At 71.3% G+C, this 16,830-nt stretch carries 12 protein-coding genes; 8 read left to right on the forward strand and 4 right to left on the reverse strand.

The features are described 5' to 3' along the window. The first annotated feature begins 52 nt into the window (after window positions 1–52). Entirely contained in the window at window positions 53–2,626 is a 2,574-nt protein-coding gene (gene pepN / locus ACFY9V_RS09245; RefSeq protein ID WP_355337183.1) for an aminopeptidase N, read from the forward strand. Between the two features lie 242 nt (window positions 2,627–2,868). Here pepN and ACFY9V_RS09250 read toward each other — a convergent pair whose 3' ends face one another. Further along, a complete protein-coding gene (locus tag ACFY9V_RS09250; RefSeq protein ID WP_391160382.1) occupies window positions 2,869–4,203 on the reverse strand; it encodes an MFS transporter in 1,335 nt (444 codons plus the stop codon). Between the two features lie 137 nt (window positions 4,204–4,340). Here ACFY9V_RS09250 and ACFY9V_RS09255 point away from each other — a divergent pair, with 137 nt between their 5' ends. Then, window positions 4,341–4,856, forward strand: a complete 516-nt coding sequence (locus ACFY9V_RS09255; protein WP_355337179.1) for a MarR family transcriptional regulator — start codon at window positions 4,341–4,343, stop codon at window positions 4,854–4,856. A 172-nt stretch (window positions 4,857–5,028) separates the two neighbouring features. Here ACFY9V_RS09255 and ACFY9V_RS09260 read toward each other — a convergent pair whose 3' ends face one another. After that, the gene (locus ACFY9V_RS09260; RefSeq protein ID WP_188282296.1) at window positions 5,029–5,280 is read right to left on the reverse strand and encodes a hypothetical protein; all 252 of its coding nucleotides are present in this window, start codon (window positions 5,278–5,280) and stop codon (window positions 5,029–5,031) included. 48 nt (window positions 5,281–5,328) lie between these two features. Further along, on the reverse strand, window positions 5,329–7,542 hold the full coding sequence (gene malQ, locus ACFY9V_RS09265; protein WP_391160384.1) for a 4-alpha-glucanotransferase: 2,214 nt from the start codon (window positions 7,540–7,542) through the stop codon (window positions 5,329–5,331). 373 nt (window positions 7,543–7,915) lie between these two features. On the opposite strand from malQ, the gene ACFY9V_RS09270 reads away from it, so the two are divergent. The 6 genes from ACFY9V_RS09270 (at window position 7,916) to ACFY9V_RS09295 (ending at window position 16,093) form a co-directional block, all read left to right on the forward strand. Further along, window positions 7,916–11,419, forward strand: coding sequence for a beta-N-acetylglucosaminidase domain-containing protein (locus ACFY9V_RS09270; RefSeq protein WP_391160385.1), 3,504 nt, complete (start codon window positions 7,916–7,918; stop codon window positions 11,417–11,419). 227 nt (window positions 11,420–11,646) lie between these two features. Beyond that, window positions 11,647–12,255: a hypothetical protein gene (locus ACFY9V_RS09275; RefSeq protein ID WP_391160387.1), complete on the forward strand. Its 609-nt coding sequence runs from the start codon at window positions 11,647–11,649 to the stop codon at window positions 12,253–12,255. 20 nt (window positions 12,256–12,275) lie between these two features. Beyond that, window positions 12,276–13,307: a hypothetical protein gene (locus ACFY9V_RS09280; RefSeq protein ID WP_391160389.1), complete on the forward strand. Its 1,032-nt coding sequence runs from the start codon at window positions 12,276–12,278 to the stop codon at window positions 13,305–13,307. Window positions 13,308–13,334: 27 nt separating this feature from the next. Next, entirely contained in the window at window positions 13,335–13,625 is a 291-nt protein-coding gene (locus ACFY9V_RS09285) for a hypothetical protein (protein WP_391160391.1), read from the forward strand. 15 nt (window positions 13,626–13,640) lie between these two features. Then, on the forward strand, window positions 13,641–15,578 hold the full coding sequence (locus tag ACFY9V_RS09290) for an alpha/beta hydrolase (protein ID WP_391160392.1): 1,938 nt from the start codon (window positions 13,641–13,643) through the stop codon (window positions 15,576–15,578). An 11-nt stretch (window positions 15,579–15,589) separates the two neighbouring features. Further along, window positions 15,590–16,093: a hypothetical protein gene (locus tag ACFY9V_RS09295; protein WP_391160394.1), complete on the forward strand. Its 504-nt coding sequence runs from the start codon at window positions 15,590–15,592 to the stop codon at window positions 16,091–16,093. Between the two features lie 192 nt (window positions 16,094–16,285). Here ACFY9V_RS09295 and ACFY9V_RS09300 read toward each other — a convergent pair whose 3' ends face one another. Next, a complete protein-coding gene (locus tag ACFY9V_RS09300; RefSeq protein ID WP_075016193.1) occupies window positions 16,286–16,822 on the reverse strand; it encodes an HNH endonuclease in 537 nt (178 codons plus the stop codon). Window positions 16,823–16,830: the final 8 nt, after the last annotated feature.

Raw genomic sequence — 16,830 nt, forward strand, 5'->3', positions numbered from 1 at the left:
AACGTGCCGTGCGAGGATGGGCGTCTCATCTGACGAGAAGGAGTGGGCCACCGTGCCTGGTACGAACCTCACGCGTGAGGAGGCGCAGGAGCGTGCGCGCCTGCTCACCGTGGACGCTTATGACATCGAGCTGGACCTGCGCGGCGCCCAGGAGGGCGGCACCTTCCGGTCGGTGACCACCGTACGGTTCGAGGCCGCCGAGGCGGGAGCGGAAACGTTCATCGACCTGGTCGCCCCCCTCGTGCACGAGGTGGTGCTCAACGGCGAGCCCCTGGACGCGGCAGCCGCGTTCAAGGACTCGCGGATCGCGCTGCCCGGCCTGCGCTCCGGCGAGAACGAGCTGCGAGTCGTCGCGGACTGCGCGTACACCAACACCGGCGAGGGCCTGCACCGGTTCGTCGACCCGGTCGACAAGCAAGCATATTTGTACACGCAGTTCGAAGTACCGGACGCCCGCCGCGTCTTCGCCAGCTTCGAGCAGCCGGATCTGAAGGCGAGCTTCGCCTTCACGGTCCAGGCCCCGGCCGGCTGGACGGTGATCTCGAACTCCCCGACCCCCGAGCCCCCGGCGGACGGCGTGTGGGTGTTCGCGCCGACCCCGCGCATCTCGTCGTACATCACGGCCCTGATCGTCGGCCCGTACGCGTCGGTGCACAGCAGTTGGGAGGGGAACGGCCGCAGCGTGCCGCTGGGCATCTACTGCCGTCCCTCGCTGGCGGAGTACCTGGACGCCGAGGCGATCTTCGAGGTCACCCGGCAGGGCTTCGACTGGTTCGAGGAGAAGTTCGCGTACGCGTACCCCTTCCCGAAGTACGACCAGCTCTTCGTGCCGGAGTTCAACGCGGGCGCGATGGAGAACGCGGGCGCGGTGACGATCCGCGACCAGTACGTATTCCGGTCGAAGGTCACGGACGCCGCGTACGAGACGCGGGCCGAGACGATCCTGCACGAGCTGGCGCACATGTGGTTCGGCGACCTGGTCACCATGGAGTGGTGGAACGACCTGTGGCTGAACGAGTCGTTCGCCACGTACACCTCGATCGCCTGCCAGGCGTACGCGCCGGGCTCGAAGTGGCCGCACTCGTGGACGAGTTTCGCCAACTCGATGAAGACGTGGGCGTACCGGCAGGACCAACTGCCGTCCACGCACCCGATCATGGCGGAGATCAACGACCTGGACGACGTGCTGGTCAACTTCGACGGCATCACGTACGCCAAGGGCGCCTCGGTGCTGAAGCAGCTCGTCGCGTACGTGGGCGAGGACGAGTTCTTCGCGGGCGTGCAGGCGTACTTCAAGCGGCACGCGTGGGGCAACACGCGGCTGGCGGATCTGCTCGGCGCGCTGGAGGAGACCTCGGGGCGCGACCTGAAGACCTGGTCGAAGGCGTGGCTGGAGACGGCGGGCATCAATGTGCTGCGGCCGGAGGTGACGGTGGCCGAGGACGGTACGGTTGCCTCGCTCGCGGTACGGCAGGAGGCCCCGGCGCTGCCCGTCGGCGCGAAGGGCGAGGCCGTGCTGCGCCCGCACCGGATCGCGGTCGGCGCGTACGACCTGGTGGACGGCAAGCTGGTACGGACCCAGCGCGTCGAGCTGGACGTCGTTGGCGAGTCGACGCAGGTGCCGTTCCCCGCGGGGACGCCGCGCCCGGCCGTCATCCTGCTCAACGACGACGACCTGTCGTACGCGAAGGTGCGGCTGGACGAGCAGTCGCTGGCCGTGGTCCGCGACCACGTCGGGGACTTCACGGAGTCGCTGCCGCGCGCGCTGGTGTGGGCGTCGGCCTGGGACATGACGCGGGACGGCGAACTGGCCGCCCGTGACTACCTGGAGCTGGTGCTGCAGGGCATCGGCAAGGAGACCGACATCGGTGTGGTGCAGTCGCTGCACCGGCAGGCGAAGCTGGCGCTCGACCTGTACGCCGACCCGGCCTGGCGCGACACCGGCCTGGCCCGGTGGACCGAGGCGGCGCTGGAGCACCTGCGGACGGCGGCGCCGGGCAGCGACCACCAGCTCGCCTGGGCACGCGCGTTCACCCTCGCGGCCCGCACCGACGCCCAACTGGACGTACTGGCCGGGCTGTTGGACGGCACGGTGACGTACGAGGGACTGGCCGTCGACACGGATCTGCGGTGGGCGCTGCTGTCCCGGCTCGCGGCGACCGGCCGCGCGGACGAGAAGGCGATCGACGCGGAGCTGGCGCTCGACCCGACCTCGGCGGGCGAGCAGCACGCCGCGGCGGTACGGGCGGCGCGGCCGAGCGCCGAGGTCAAGGCGGCGGTCTGGGCCTCTGTCGTGGAGGACGACAAGCTGCCGAACGCCGTGCAGGAGGCGGTGATCGGCGGCTTCGTGCAGACCGACCAGCGCGAGCTGCTGGCGCCGTACACCGAGCGGTACTTCGCGACGGTGAAGGACGTGTGGGACTCGCGCAGCCACGAGATGGCCCAGCAGATCGTGGTCGGCCTCTACCCGGCCCTCCAGGTCTCGCAGGCCACCCTGGACGCCACCGACGCCTGGCTGGCGTCGGCCGATCCGGCCCCGGCGCTGCGTCGCCTGGTCGTGGAGTCCCGCTCCAGTGTGGAGCGTTCGCTGCGGGCCCAGGCTGCCGACGCCGCCGCCGCCGGCTGACCGTCCGGCCTTCTTGCCACCGGGGCCCCGGACCGCCTTCGCGGTCCGGGGCCCCGGTGCGGCTGCCGCCCTCCTGCGGGTCACCACCCGCCCCGGCGGGGCAGTTCGCTTGTCGCCGGACCACCCGCCGGTGGGGGCTTGTCGCGCAGTTCCCCGCGCCCCTAAAAGCCAGGCCCTGCGCAAGGTGAACGCACCGGGGCCGCGCCCCGGAGAGCCACGTCCCGCGCGAGGTGAACCCATGGCTAGGCCGCGAGGGCCGGGGTCGGGGTGGGCGTCGGGCAGGGAGGCACTGGGCAAGGGGGCGCCGGGAGGGGGGCGAGGCGGACCGCGGCAGCGGGAAGGCGGGGCTCGAGGCGGAGGAGAAGGGCGGCGGCGCAGAGCGCCGTGAAGGTGAGCAGGGCCCAGGGAAGCCGGGAGTCGGCGGCGAAGAGGGCCGTGAAGAGGGAAGGGGCGAGGGTCGCGGCCAGGGACCAGGAGAGCTGGTAGGTGGCCATGTAGCGCCCGCGCAGAGCCTCGGGGGCGGCGGCGACGGCGAGCGCGCTGGAGGACGGATTGTGCACCAGTTCGGCGACCGTGTAGAGCGCCACCAGTGCGAACACCCCGCCGGCGACGGCCCATCCGGCCTGCGGCCGTACCGCGCCGAACGCCCCGAGCCCCACGAAGGCGGCGGCGAAGATCACCGCGCCGAGCGCGGCGGACCGGGTGCGGCGGGCGCCGCGCCCGCGGACGCGCCGGGCGACGTGGACGCCGCCGACGGCGCACAGCACGGTGTTGACGGTGAAGGCCGCGCCGGTCAGCGACTGCGGGCCGTTCAGGGTGCCCGCGATGAAGAGCGGGAAGAGCACAGCGAGGGCCGAATAGCCCAGCGCGGTGAGGAAGTTGGCGGCGGTGAGGCCGAGGAAGGCCCGGTCGGCGAGGACGAGCCGGTAACCGGCGGCGGCGGGCCGCTCGGCCGTCGCGGAACCGTCCGGCACCCGCGAGGCGCGGATACTCCGTATCAGCAGGGCGGCGACGCCGAAGCTCAGCGCGTTGAGCCAGGCGGCAGCGGTGAAGCCGCGGTCACCGGCGACGGTGATGACCAGCGAGGCGAGCAGCGCCCCGGCGCCGAGCCCGGCGTTGCGCAGGGCGCGGGCGGCGGCCTGGAGGCGGTCGCGGTCGAGGCCGCTCGCGACCTCGCCGATGTACGCCTGCTGGACGGCGGGGAAGGCGCGGTCGCCGAAAGCGGTGCCGAGGGCCACGACGGCGAAGGCGGGCAGCGAGGTCGCGAAGGGATAGAGCGCGAATCCGGCGCCGCGCACCCCGTAGAGCAGGAGTTGGACGCGGCGGGCGCCGTAGCGGTCGACGGCGGTCCCGGCGAGCGGCAGGGCGCCCATGCCGATGAGTCCGACGACGGTCAGGACGGCGCCGACCACGGCGAAGGAGAGCCCGGTGATGTGGTGGAAGAAGACCAGGCTGAAGGGGATGTACATCCCGGAGCCGACCGAGTCGACGCCCATCGCCCCGAGCAGGGCCCGCTCCCCCGGAATCCGGGCGGCGGCGGGTCGTGCGGTGGTGGCTCGCGTACGCGGCAGCGACATGGTGAAGCTCCCCGATCCCGGTTCCGGTTCCGAACGAAGGCCGACCGGTCAGGTCGACAGAAGATAGCTTAGCACTAAGCTACTTACTTGTAAGCTACTTTCTTGCCGTCGAGCGACCCCGCCCCGATACTGAGGCCATGACTCAGGAACCCCTCGACGTCGTCGACGCCATCACCGGTCAGTGGAAGTCGGAGCGCCCGGACCTCGACACGCTCCCGATGGCCGTCTTCGGCCGGATCTACCGGATCGCGCGCCTGATGGGCGACCGGATGGAGAAGGAGTACCAGCGGTACGGCATCGGCCGCGGCGAGTTCGACGTGCTGGCGACGCTGCGCCGCTCCGGCGAGCCGTACACCCTCTCGCCCCGGCAGCTCTCGGCCGCCCTGATGCTCACCACCGGCGGGATGACCGGCCGGCTGGACAAGCTGGAGCGGGCCGGGCTGCTGGACCGCGCGCCCGATCCGAACGACCGCCGCGGTCTGCGCGTCTCCCTCACCGAGAAGGGGCTGCGGGTGATCGACCAGGCGGTCGGCGCCGGGCTCGCCCTCCAGAAGGCGACGCTCGACGCCGTCGAACCGGCGCAGGCGGAACAGCTCGCCGACCTGCTGCGGCTGCTGCTGGCCGCGTCGGCGGAACCGGGCGCCCGGCGCTGAGACCCGCCACCCGCGGACCCGCCACGCGCAGACCCGTCACGCGCAGACCCGCCACCCGCGGACCCGTCTCCCGCCCGCGCGCCCGACGCCGCGCGGGCAGCACAAAGCCCCCTGGCGCGCCGGGAAGTCCGGCGCCGAGGGGGCGAAGGGGCCCGAGGGCCGAGTGCCGCGGCTACTGCTTCGGGTGCTCCTGCTCCTTGCGGGTCTTGTCGGTCACCATGACCAGACCCGCGATGACCCCGAACAGGACGAGCGGGGCGAGCACGAACAGGCTGAGCGTCTCGATGACGCTCAGGCCGGAACCCGGGTCGTCGCCGTCGTCGCGGGCGAGCGCGAACGCCGGGGTCGACATGAGCAGCATGAGCGTCGTACCGGCGGTGATGACTCCGGCGCGCACGGCCTTCTTGGTGAGCTTCTTGTCCACGCCCTCAATGTAGTGAAGCCCCTCACGGGCCGCGCGCCCGGGGTGTCCTTACGGGTGTTCCGGGCCTTCCGGGTGTTCCGCCGCCCCCGCCCCGGCCACGACGGCCGGCCCGCTCCCGGCCGCGACGGCCGCCCCGGCCCCGGTCCCGGCGGTCGCCGCGCTCCCGGCCGCCGCCCCGACCGCCTTGCCCCCCGCCTCCGCCATCGCCTGCCGTACGTCGTCCACGAGCGCGTACAGCCGCGGCGAGACGGCGATCCGGTCCAGGGTGAGCGGGGTGCCGTCGGCGTCGGCGACGGGCAGCCGCCAGTTCGGGTACTGGTCCCAGGTGCCGGGCAGATTCTGCGGGCGGCGGTCGCCGACCGTGTCCGGCAGCCAGATGCCGACCATGCTCGCGGGCGTACGCGCCAGGAAGCGGTGAACGGCCTTCACCACCGCCTCCTCGTCGACCGCGCCCTCCGGCAGCAGCCCGAGCCGGCCGAGCAGCGCCAGCCACTCCGCGACCTCGGCGGCGTCGGCCGCCTCCTCCTCCGCGAGCGGGCGGGTCAGCAGCCCGAGCCGGTGCCGCAGCTCGACGTGTTCGCCGGTGAGCCGGGCCGCCGTGCTCGGCAGGTCGTGGGTGGTGACGGTCGCCAGGCACGACTCGCGCCACGCCTCGGGCAGCAGCGGACGGCCGTCGCCGCCCTCGGGCCCGGTCCCCTCGTAATCGCGTTCGAACCACATCACCGAGGTGCCGAGGATGCCGCGGCCCGCCAACTCCTCGCGTACGCCGGGCTCGACGGTGCCCAGGTCCTCGCCGATCACCACCGCGCCCGCGCGGTGCGCCTCCAGGGCCAGCAGGCCGAGCATCGCCTCCGCGTCGTAGCGGACGTAGGCGCCCTCGGTCGGCGGGCGGCCCTCCGGCACCCACCAGAGCCGGAACAGCCCCATGACGTGGTCGATCCGCAGGCCGCCCGCGTGCCGCAGCATCCGCGCGATGAGGTCGCGGTACGGCGCGTAGCCGGTCGCGGCCAGCGCGTCGGGGCGCCAGGGCGGCAGACCCCAGTCCTGGCCGCGGGAGTTGAAGGCGTCGGGCGGCGCGCCCACCGACATGCCCGTGGCCAGGACGTGCTGCATGGACCAGGCGTCGGAACCGGCGGGGTGCACGCCCACGGCCAGGTCGTGCACGACGCCGATGGTCATGCCCGCGTCCCGCGCGGACCGCTGCGCGGCGCCGAGTTGGGCGTCGGTCAGCCAGCTCAGCCAGCAGTGGAAGTCGACCCGGTCCATGTGCTCGCTGCGGGCCCGCGCGACCTGCGGCGAACGCGGGTCGCGCAGCCCCGCGGGCCACTTGTGCCAGTCGGCGCCGTGCAGTTCGGCCAGGGTGGACCAGGTGGCGTGGTCGTCGAGGGCCTGGCCCTGCTCGGCGAGGAAGTCGACGTAGGCGGCGCGGCGGCCGGGGCTCAGCGGCACCTCGCGCAGCAGTTCCAGGGCCTCGGCCTTCAGCGCCCAGACCGCGTCCCGGTCGATCAGCGCGTCCTTGAGCAGCACGGTGTCGCGCAGCGCGGCGGCCCTGCGGGACAGCGCGTCGGCCTTCTCCCTGGCCTCGCCGGACAGGTACGCGTACTCCGGCACCTCCTCGATCCGCAGGTACACCGGGTCGGGGAAGCGGCGGGAGGACGGGCGGTACGGGGAGGGGTCGGTGGGCGGGCCGGGGACGGCCGCGTGCAGCGGGTTGATCTGGACGAATCCGGCGCCCAGCGTCCGTCCCGACCAGGCGGCGAGGTCGGCGAGGTCACCGAGGTCGCCCATGCCCCAGGAGCGCTGCGAGAGCGTGGAGTAGAGCTGCGCCATGAAGCCGAAGGCGCGTCCCGTCGGGCCCGCCAACCGCTCGGGCGCCACGATCAGGTCGCCTCTGGAGGTACGTCCGTCGGCGGTGGCCGCGCGCAGCGCGTACCGCCCCGGCGGGGGCGTCACGGCGGGGTCCAGCGCCTCGCCCGTCTCGGTCTCGACGGTGAGCCGGGTGTCCTCGGGCAGTGCGCGCAGCGTCTGCGCGAGTGTGCCGCGGCCCGATCTGAGCACCGTGCACGGCGGGAGCAGCCGGTTGGCCCGGCGCGTCTCGTACGCCGTGAGGGCGGACTTGACCGCGCTGGGCGTCGAGGCGTCCACGCCGAGCGCCGCGAGGACGGCGACGACCGTCTCCTCCGGCACCGGGACCTCCCGCCCGGGTGCCGGCCGGTACGTCACGTCCACGCCATAGAGCCCGGCAAGCCGCACCCGGTCCATCGGGCCTCCGCATTCGTCAGTCAAGGGGTTGATCGGTCGGTCACGCGTCCTCGCTCGCACGGGTTTGTCCCGGGAGCCGCACTGACCCCTACCCCGACGCCGCGCGCTGTACCCGGAGGCGCGCCGCGCCGCTCGTTCGAGGGGAGTTCCGGAAGGCGGCCCGCGGCCCGTCCGCGACGCGCCGAAAGGGCCGCCCGTGACCCTCCCGCCCCCTGCCTGCGGCGGAAGGCGGCGGAAGGCGGCAGCGAGGCGACCGGGAGGCGGACGGAATCCGGCGGCAAAGCGGAGGAAACTCCAGCCACATTGACACCGCACCGCGAGGAGTGATGGGCTCGGCGTCCGTCGTCGGTGCAGCACTCCGCAAGGAGGAACCGTGCAGGCCCTCCGGAGGAGTTCCGCCGCAGCCATCGCGGCCACGTTCATCGGCGGCTGGCTGGCCCAGTCCCCCGCCGCGACCGCCGCTCCCGCGCCGCCGAGCACACCGCCCGCCGGGACCAGGACGGACACCGCGGCCTCCCCGCGGCCCCCGGCGGTGTGGCCGCGCCCTCAGAGTCTGCGCGCGCAGGGGCAGTTCGCGCGCGTGACGAGGACGGTGACGCTGGTCGCGGGCACGGACGCCGACCCGTACGCGCTCGATGTGATCGAGGACGCGCTGCGCGGCGCGGGCGCCCAGGAGATCCGCAGGTCGGACACGCCGGGGTCCGGGCTGACCGTCTACGCGGGCGACGCGGCGCAGCCCCGGCTGACCGCGCTCAAGGCCCCCGAGCAGGACGACTTGGCGTCCGGCGGCTACCGGCTCGCGGTGGACGGCGGCACGGTGGCGCTGGCCGGAGCGGGCGAGGACGGCCTGTTCCACGCGGCGCAGACGCTGCGTCAGCTCGTGACCAGCGACAGCGGCGGCGAGCGCGGCTTCGCGGGCGTGGTCGTACGCGACTGGCCGACGGCGGCGGTGCGCGGGGTGACCGAGGGGTACTACGGCGTGCCGTGGACGCAGTACCAGCGGCTGTCGCAACTGGACTTCCTGGCCAGGACCAAGCAGAACCGCTATCTGTACGCGCCGGGCGACGACCCGTACCGGCAGGCGCAGTGGCGCGACCCCTATCCGGCGGGTCAGCGCGCGGACTTCAGGGCGCTGGCGGAGCGGGCGACGCGGGACCATGTGACGCTGGCGTGGGCGGTGGCCCCCGGACAGGCGATGTGCTTCTCGTCGAAGTCCGACCAGCGGGCGCTGGAGCGGAAGCTGGACGCGATGTGGGCGCTGGGCGTGCGGGCGTTCCAGTTGCAGTTCCAGGACGTGAGCTACAGCGAGTGGCACTGCGGCGCGGACGCGCGGGAGTTCGGCTCGGGGCCCGACGCGGCGGCGCGCGCCCAGGCGAAGGTCGCCAACGTGGTGGCCGCGTATCTGGCGCGGCGCTACGGCAGCGCCGATCTGTCGCTGCTGCCCACGGAGTACTACCAGGACGGCACGACCCCGTACCGCACGGCACTGGCGAAGGCGCTGAGCCCGGACGTGACGGTCGCCTGGACCGGTGTCGGGGTGCTGCCCGCGCGGATCACCGGCACCCAAGTGGCGGACGCGGCAGCCGCGTTGAAGCACCCGCTGGTGACGGTGGACAACTACCCGGTGAACGACTTCGCGCCGGGCAGGCTCTTCCTCGGCCCGTACACCGGCCGTCAGCCCGCGGTGGCGACGGTCTCGGCGGGGGTGCTGGCGAGCGCGATGCAGCAGCCCGCCGCGTCCCGTATCCCGCTGTTCACGGCGGCGGACTTCGCCTGGAATCCGCGCGGTTACGACCCGGCGGCCTCCTGGCAGGCGGCGATCGACGACCTGGCGGGGCCGGATCAGGCGGCCCGTGCGGCGCTGCGCGCGCTGGCGGGGAACGAGGCGTCGTCGGCGCTCGGCGGCGACGAGTCGGCGTATCTGCGCCCGCTGACCAAGGAGTTCTGGGCCGCGCTGGACTCCGGCGACCGGGCCCGGCTGACGGCGGCGGCGGCCCGGCTGCGGTCGGCCTTCACCGTGATGAGCGGCGCGCCGCACGCCCTGCGCGGGCTCGCCGACGGCACCTTCGGCGCCGAGGTGCGGCCGTGGCTGGACCGGCTGTCGGCGTACGGGACGGCGGGCGGGCACGCGGTCGACATGCTGGTGGCGCAGGCGGCGGGCGACGGCGCGGCGGCCTGGAAGGCCCGGCAGTCGCTGGACCGCGGCCGGGCGGCGCTGACGCAGGGCACGGCGAAGGTCGGCGAGGACGTGCTCGACGGCTTCCTGTCGCGGGCGGTCGACGACGGCGACGCCTGGTCGGGGCTGCGCGCGGACGGCAGGACCGCGACGGCCACGCTCGCCTCGGGGCGCGGCACCGACCCGTCGGCGATGGTGGACGGCAAGAATTCCACGGCGTGGTCGAGCAACGCTCCCCCGCAGCCCGACGACTCCTTCGGGGTCGATCTCGGGACGGCCAAGCAGGTCGGCTCGGTGCGGATCGCGATGGGCGACGGCAGCGGCTCCGACGACTTCCTGCACGACGCGGTCCTCGAACTGTCCGCGGACGACGGCACCGGCTGGCACCGGGTCGGCGAGTACCACGACCAGGCGGTGATCTCGGCGACGCTCCCCGCGGGCACCCGCGCCCGCCAGGTGCGGCTGCGCGCGAGCGACGGGCAGTCGGGGGCGGTGACGGTGCGGGAGTTCACCGTGTCGGTGAGCGGCGAGGTGGCTCCGACGGCCAGCGGTCCCGACGACGCGTCGGCCGTGGTGGACGGCGACCTCTCCACCTCGACCGCCGCGGATTCCGACGCGGGTGCGCTGACGGTGGACTTCGGCGGCGCGCGGCTGCTGGACAGCGTGACGATCGCCGCGTCCGGTGCGCGTACGGGGTCGGGCGCCCCCGCCGCAGCGGTCGATCCGGCGCCGGGGCCGATGGCGGGTTCCCCCTTCGGCCCGCATCCGATCGCCGTACGGGACACGGGCCCGCCCACCCGCACGGCCACCGGCCGGGTGACCAAGGCGCCCGCGGCCGTGGAGGTGCACACCCCGGGCGGCGGCTGGCAGCGGATCGGCAGCCTGACCGCGGACTGGACGGAGCTGCCCGCGGGGGTCGTCGCCGACGCGGTACGGCTGTCGGACGGCGCCGGGGTGCACGAGGTGGTGCCGTGGTTCGCCGGGGCGCCGCGCGTCACGTTCGACCAGCCGGAGGTGGACGCCGAGATCGGCGGCTCCGCCGTCCCGGTGACGGCGTCGGTGGCCTCGGGGCTGCCGCGCGACGAGAAGGCGGCGGTCTCGGTGGCCGCACTGAAGGGCGGGGCGACGGCGACCGCGCCCGCGTCGGTCCCGCTGCGGCGGGGCGCGGCGGGAGCGGTGCCGCTGAGCGTGTCGGTGCCCGCGGGTACGGCGCCCGGCACGTACAGCCTGCCGGTGCGGATCACCGTGGCGGGCCGCACCGTGGAGCGGCGGATCACCGTACGGGCGCGGGTGCGGACCGCGGGGCCCGATCTGCTGCGCGGCGGCGCGGCGACGTCCTCGGGTGACGAGACCCCGGACTTCCCGGCCTCCGCGGTGGCCGACGGCGACCCGGAGACCCGCTGGTCCTCGCCGGTGGACGACCACGCCTGGGTGCAGGTGGAGCTGGCGGCCCCGGCCCGGGTCGGCAGGGTCGTCCTGCACTGGCAGGACGCGTACGCGGCCGGATATCAGGTGCGGACCTCCGCCGATGGAGTGACCTGGCACACGGCGGCCACGGTGACCGACGGCGGCGGCGGGACCGAGACGGTGTGGCTGGACGCGCAGGACGGCACCCGGTACGTGCGGGTGCAGGGCGAGCGCCGGGCGACCAAATTCGGCTACTCGCTGTTCGGCGTCGAGGCGTACGCGGTGGCGGACTGAATTGTGGGCACATAGGCGCTTCGGCGGACGCCTGAGGACACCCTGTGTGGCTTGTGTCGCGGTTGGGCAAACCCGCTTCCGACACCTCACGAGCAACGCATAGTGTGAGGAGCCACTAACACATCGCTAGTGGCGTCACGCCTCACGACGACGCCGTTGCCACACAGGGGGACTCGTCCGTGACACGAAGTTCGGTGCCGGCTGCCGCGCTGACCACCACCGCACTTATGCTGCTCACCGCATGCGGCGGAAGCGACGGGGACAAGGGGTCGGACAAGATCGCCTCGACACCGCCGGCCAGGGCCACGACGAGCGCGAGCGCGTCGCCTTCGGCGAGTGCGACGGCTACCGTCCAGCGCCCGGTGATCAGCTTTCCGCCGGGTTCCAAAACGGTGTACGCGGACCAGCACACGGGAGACCCGGAGAAGGACGCGGTTCTCGCTGACGAATCGCATGCGGTCGACTCGGCATACGCAGCCATCCTGGAGGGCAAGGCCCGTACACCGGCCATGGAGTTCTACAACTCCGGCACGGCGCTGCGGGACGCCATCGACTTCGTCCAGGGTTGGCTGGACAAGGGCGACACCTGGGTCGGCACTGTCCGGTACTTCGACCGCAAGGTTACTTTGCGGAGTGACGGATCCGCGGTGGTTATTTACTGCTCCGACGAGACCAAGGCGTTCGTCAAGTCAACCAAGACGGGCAAGGTCGGCCAGGACAGCGCCTCAGCGGATGACTACGTGCTCTACAACGAGCGGTTGCTCAAGAGCGGTCAGGGCGTGTGGATTCTCAACAGCGTGACGCCGAAACGGGGGGCGAGTGAATGCCAGCCGTAAGCTCCCCTACCAGGGCCCTTATGGCTCTGGCCGCAGCCATGACGCTGCTGACGGTCACGCCCGGTATTGCCCATGCCGGGATCGGCGGGCCTGGTACCAAGGGGCGAGCCAAGCCACCTGCTCGCCCCAAGTCCGAGGGGACCGCTGACGGCGGAAAGATCTCAGCCCTCGCCGGCGTCCAGTTCGACCTCTCCAAGAACGGCACTGGTCCCAAAACAGGCGCCGTCACCCCTGTCTCCAACTGGACACCACCCGCGTGCTGGTACGCCCCCAAGTACGACTCCGAAGGCGCAGCTCGGGACTTCCTGGGGTATGACCGCAGCCCGAACCACACCGGCATGGAAGACGCTCAGTGGGTCAGGGACCGGTACGTCAACGGGCACCCGTACACCAATTTCAACCTGGCCAAACAGGGCAAGGGCTACTGGTGGGGCACATTCTTCGACGAGAACCAACTCACCGATCCCGCCGCCGACGATTGCACCAAACCGCCGTTCTGGGTCGACACGGGTGCCGCTCCACCGCCGGTCAAGAACGCCGTCACGCCGGAGATCCTCGCACAGCTCGCCTATGCCCAGATCCTCATCCCGCAAGGCAAAGCGAACCTCAACCCGGACGGCACCCTCATCGTGAACGTGGCCACATGGGTGTGGATGGACCACACGACATTCCACCCGGTGTCCGTACGGGCCTACGTCTCGGTCCTCGGCATCGAGGCGACGACGACGGCTACCCCCATCGGTCTGCACATCGATCCCGGCACCGATGACGCCACCCTCATTCCGGCCTCGGGGGAATGCCCCATCGACGCCCACGGCAACGTCGGAACCCCTTACGCCAAGGGAGCAGACAGCAACAATCCGCCGTGCGGGGTCACCTACCATCGCTCCACCCAGAACCAAGGCCCCTACCCGCTCAAGGCCACGGTCACGTGGAAGATCAGCTGGACCGGCACCGGCCAGCCCACGCCCGTAGCTCTGCCGGACGGAACTTTCGGAACTCCGCAGGACGCTTTCGTACGCGAATACCAAACGGTAGTTGTGAACCGCTGAACGCATCGGCACTCGGGGGGAATCACCATGACGGATCTCGCCGTCAACGAAGCGGACATGCAGTCGCTGAGCGCCGCTCTTGGGACAGCGCTTCTCGAACTGACAGCACTCCAGCACTCCTTGCACCACATGAATCTGGATCCGGTGGGAGCGCCGCCGCTGCTGGATGAGCAGACGACTTACACCCGTACGCGATACGACGACGTCACCGATCTTGGCAAGAACCTCAACGACAGGATCGATGACGTCGAGCGGGTCGGACCCACCCTCCAACGCACCGACCACCAACTGTCGGACAACGCGCCGCAGACGCGGTGAAGGAGGGAGACAACCGTGGGTCTCTCTCGTTATCCGACACTTGGGTTCGACCCGACTCCTGGCGACCCCGAAGGCGTCACCACGCTCGCGGGCGAATGGCAAGACGCAGCATTCCTCATGATCAAGATAGCCATGAAGCTGGACAGCACTGAGGATGCGCAAGCCCGGTGGCGGGGCAAGGCAGCGGACGCCTTTCGGTCCAAGCTTTCGGCTCAGCGCGTCATGATCGGGAAACTCCGGGCCTCGTACGAGGACAATGCGGCACTGCTGACGGGGTGGGCGGGCCAACTCACCGAGTTTCAGCGGGAGGCCGCCGCGCTGGAGCTTCGGGCCGCAGGGCTCGACGAAAAGCGCCGGTGTCAAATCATCGGCCCGCAGAACATCCCTGTGCCGATGCTACAGGCCAGCCCCGCTCCGCCCGGACAGACCCCGACGCCATCGATACCGCCTGAGCAACTACAGGAAGAGATATCCGGAGTTCATCATCAGGCGGAGCAGTTGCACGAGCGATATCTCGATGCTGCTCGCGCCCTTGCTCGGACGGTGGAAAATCTGCTGCCCTTGCCGACAGGGAACACGGGTTGGTACGGGCAGGACATCGACGCCGCGCAGGAGTCCATGCTCGTCCAGCAGGAGGCGACACGTAAGGGTGGCCCGGTCCCCGTCGATCCCGCGCTGCGGGCGATTTGGTGGAACAGCCTCACCTCGGACGAGCAGGCCGTAGCGGCCCGCGAATACGCCAACGCCCCAGCCGCCGACGTCTACTCGACCCAGGGCCTGCCTGCCGGCGCGGCCGACAGGCTGAACCGGCTGAGGCTTCAGGCAGAGGTGCGGAAGCCGGGCTGCCCGCAGCGGCTGAAAGATCTGTGGGATCGGCTGACCAATAAGCATAGATACGACTTCCAGGACGACGTCTTCCTGTTGGGCTTCGACGACGTGGGCAACGGTCACGTGGCTGTATCGTTCGGCAACCCTGACACTTCGTCCAACACCGCCGTCTACGTGCCCGGAACGGGTTCTTCCCTGGACAAGGCCAACGGAGATCTGAACCGGGCGCAGACGCTGTACGCGTCGGCGAACAGCCAGAATCCCCACTCGACCGCGTCGGTCTACTGGCTCGGCTACGACGCACCCGGCTGGGACGTTCCCGGTCCGGCGTCGCAGAGCTTCGCCGACGCGGGTGCCCCGAAACTGGCCGCGTTCGTCAATTCCCTCGGGGCGAACCACCGTGGCGCGGGCCATCTCACGGTGATCGGGCACAGTTACGGTTCCACGCTCGTCGGTGACGCCTTCGCGCACGCCGGAATGAAGGCCGACGACGTGATCTTCGTCGGATCGCCGGGCGTCACCGTGGACAGTGCATCGCAGTTGGGCCTCGATCCCAGCCACGTGTGGGCGAGCAAGGCGAAGTTCGACCCCGTACCCGAGATCTCGGCACCGCTGAATCCGTTGAAATGGACCGACGACCACAGTGTCAGATACGGCAACGACCCGACATCCACGGCGTTCGGCGGCCGGACCTTCGACGCCGGTGACGGCACCCGCGTCGGGCACGCGCACAGCGAATACTGGGACCCAGGTCCGTCCCTGGACAACATGACGCGTATCGTGACCGGCCAGCCCGACAGGGTCACGGCAATGCCGACCGAGCACAAGGTCGGCGTCCTCCCGAACCTCGCGGACCTGCCGGTACCTGTCATCGCTGCTCCGGAGTTCGGCGGAGCGGCCCTCCAGAACCTCGGCCACCACGTGGGAGGCTACTGGGGCAAGCCGATGGAGGACGCCGGCGACGCCCTGCACGAATTCGGGCAAGCCGAGAACAACGTGGTCAACATCGGCGGTGACCTCCTGACCGGCGACCTCCACGGCGTGGGCACCGATGCCAAGGACCTCGGCAGCGACCTGAAGGACAGCGGCAAGAACGCCATCAAAACCGTGACCGACTTCTTCTAGCAGTGGGAAGCATGAGCAAGAGCGAGCGAATGGCGAAAAGCGCTGCGGTCGGCACCCTCATGGTGCTGGCGGCAACTGGGTGCGGAGGTGCGATGAACAACGGCAACGTCTCGCCCGACTCGGTCGAGAAGAAGGCACACACGCTCACCCAACAGGCCCTCGACGCCCTCACCCCGGTCATCGGCTCCACCGACACGTCGGTCGAGCACCAGGGCTGGAAGCAGTGCTCAACCGAAACACCGGGTAATCACCGCTTCGAATACACCTACATCCTGAAACTGGATGTCCTCGTACAGGACCCGGAGGCTGCCCTGGCCGCCGCCAAAGCCCATTTCGCGAAGGAGGGCTACCTTCCCGGCCCACCGCAGACGGGCCGGGTCAGCGCCAGTGAAGCGCATTCCACGTGGGGGGTGGCCGTAGGAGTGGACGATGACAAAAAGTCCATGTTCATCAGTGTCGACTCGGACTGCGTCTTCACCACCCACGACCCCCCGAAGACCGGCAGCTCGTCGTAGCAGGCTGCTCGCCGTCCGCAGACATCGAGGGCGGGAGGCCCGCATATATATGCGGGCACATGCACACGTCATCTCACTGAAGTTTACGCCATCAGTGGTAACGCGCCGTTCCCCGGAGGACGCTCCCGCACCCGCATCCGCGCGGATCGGGAGCGTCCTCCCGGGAATACCGGAAATAGCTGAGCCCGGATCTCAGGCTGATATGCCGTCGATCCGGGCCAGGGCGTCGTCCGCGCCGAACGGTTGCAGGTATGGCAACCAGCGCGGGTCCCTATGTCCGGTCCCGATGATCCGCCAGGCGAGCCCGGACGGCGGGGCGGGTTGATGGCGCAGCCGCCAGCCGAGTTCCGCCACATGGCGGTCGGCCTTCACGTGATTGCAGCGTCTGCACGCGGCCACCACGTTCTCCCAGGCGTGCTGGCCGCCCCGGCTGCGCGGAATGACGTGGTCGACGCTGGTGGCGGCGGCTCCGCAATACGCGCACTTGCCGCCGTCGCGGGCGAACAGCGCCCTACGGGTCAGCGGCACGGTGCCCCGAAAGGGGACTCGCACGAATTTGGTGAGCTTCACGACACTGGGCGCGGGCAGCGCCTGTGTCTCACTGTGCAGATAGGCGCCGGATTCCTCGAGGCAGACGGCCTTGTTGTTGAGCACGAGGACAAGCGCACGGCGGAGCGGTACGACGCCGAGCGGCTCGTACGACGCGTTCAGGACCAGGACATGCGGCACGGATGCCT

The sequence above is a fragment of the Streptomyces sp. NPDC008317 genome, assembly GCF_042955955.1.
Classification (GTDB): Bacteria; Actinomycetota; Actinomycetes; order Streptomycetales; family Streptomycetaceae; genus Actinacidiphila.

Excerpts from the sequence above, each read along its gene's own strand:
- ACFY9V_RS09250 (WP_391160382.1), bottom strand. The coding sequence starts at position 4,203 with ATGTCGCTGCCGCGTACGCGAGCCACCACCGCACGACCCGCCGCCGCC.
- ACFY9V_RS09255 (WP_355337179.1), top strand. The coding sequence starts at position 4,341 with ATGACTCAGGAACCCCTCGACGTCGTCGACGCCATCACCGGTCAGTGG.
- malQ (WP_391160384.1), bottom strand. The coding sequence starts at position 7,542 with ATGGACCGGGTGCGGCTTGCCGGGCTCTATGGCGTGGACGTGACGTAC.
- ACFY9V_RS09275 (WP_391160387.1), top strand. The coding sequence starts at position 11,647 with ATGCTGCTCACCGCATGCGGCGGAAGCGACGGGGACAAGGGGTCGGAC.
- ACFY9V_RS09280 (WP_391160389.1), top strand. The coding sequence starts at position 12,276 with ATGGCTCTGGCCGCAGCCATGACGCTGCTGACGGTCACGCCCGGTATT.
- ACFY9V_RS09285 (WP_391160391.1), top strand. The coding sequence starts at position 13,335 with ATGACGGATCTCGCCGTCAACGAAGCGGACATGCAGTCGCTGAGCGCC.
- ACFY9V_RS09295 (WP_391160394.1), top strand. The coding sequence starts at position 15,590 with ATGAGCAAGAGCGAGCGAATGGCGAAAAGCGCTGCGGTCGGCACCCTC.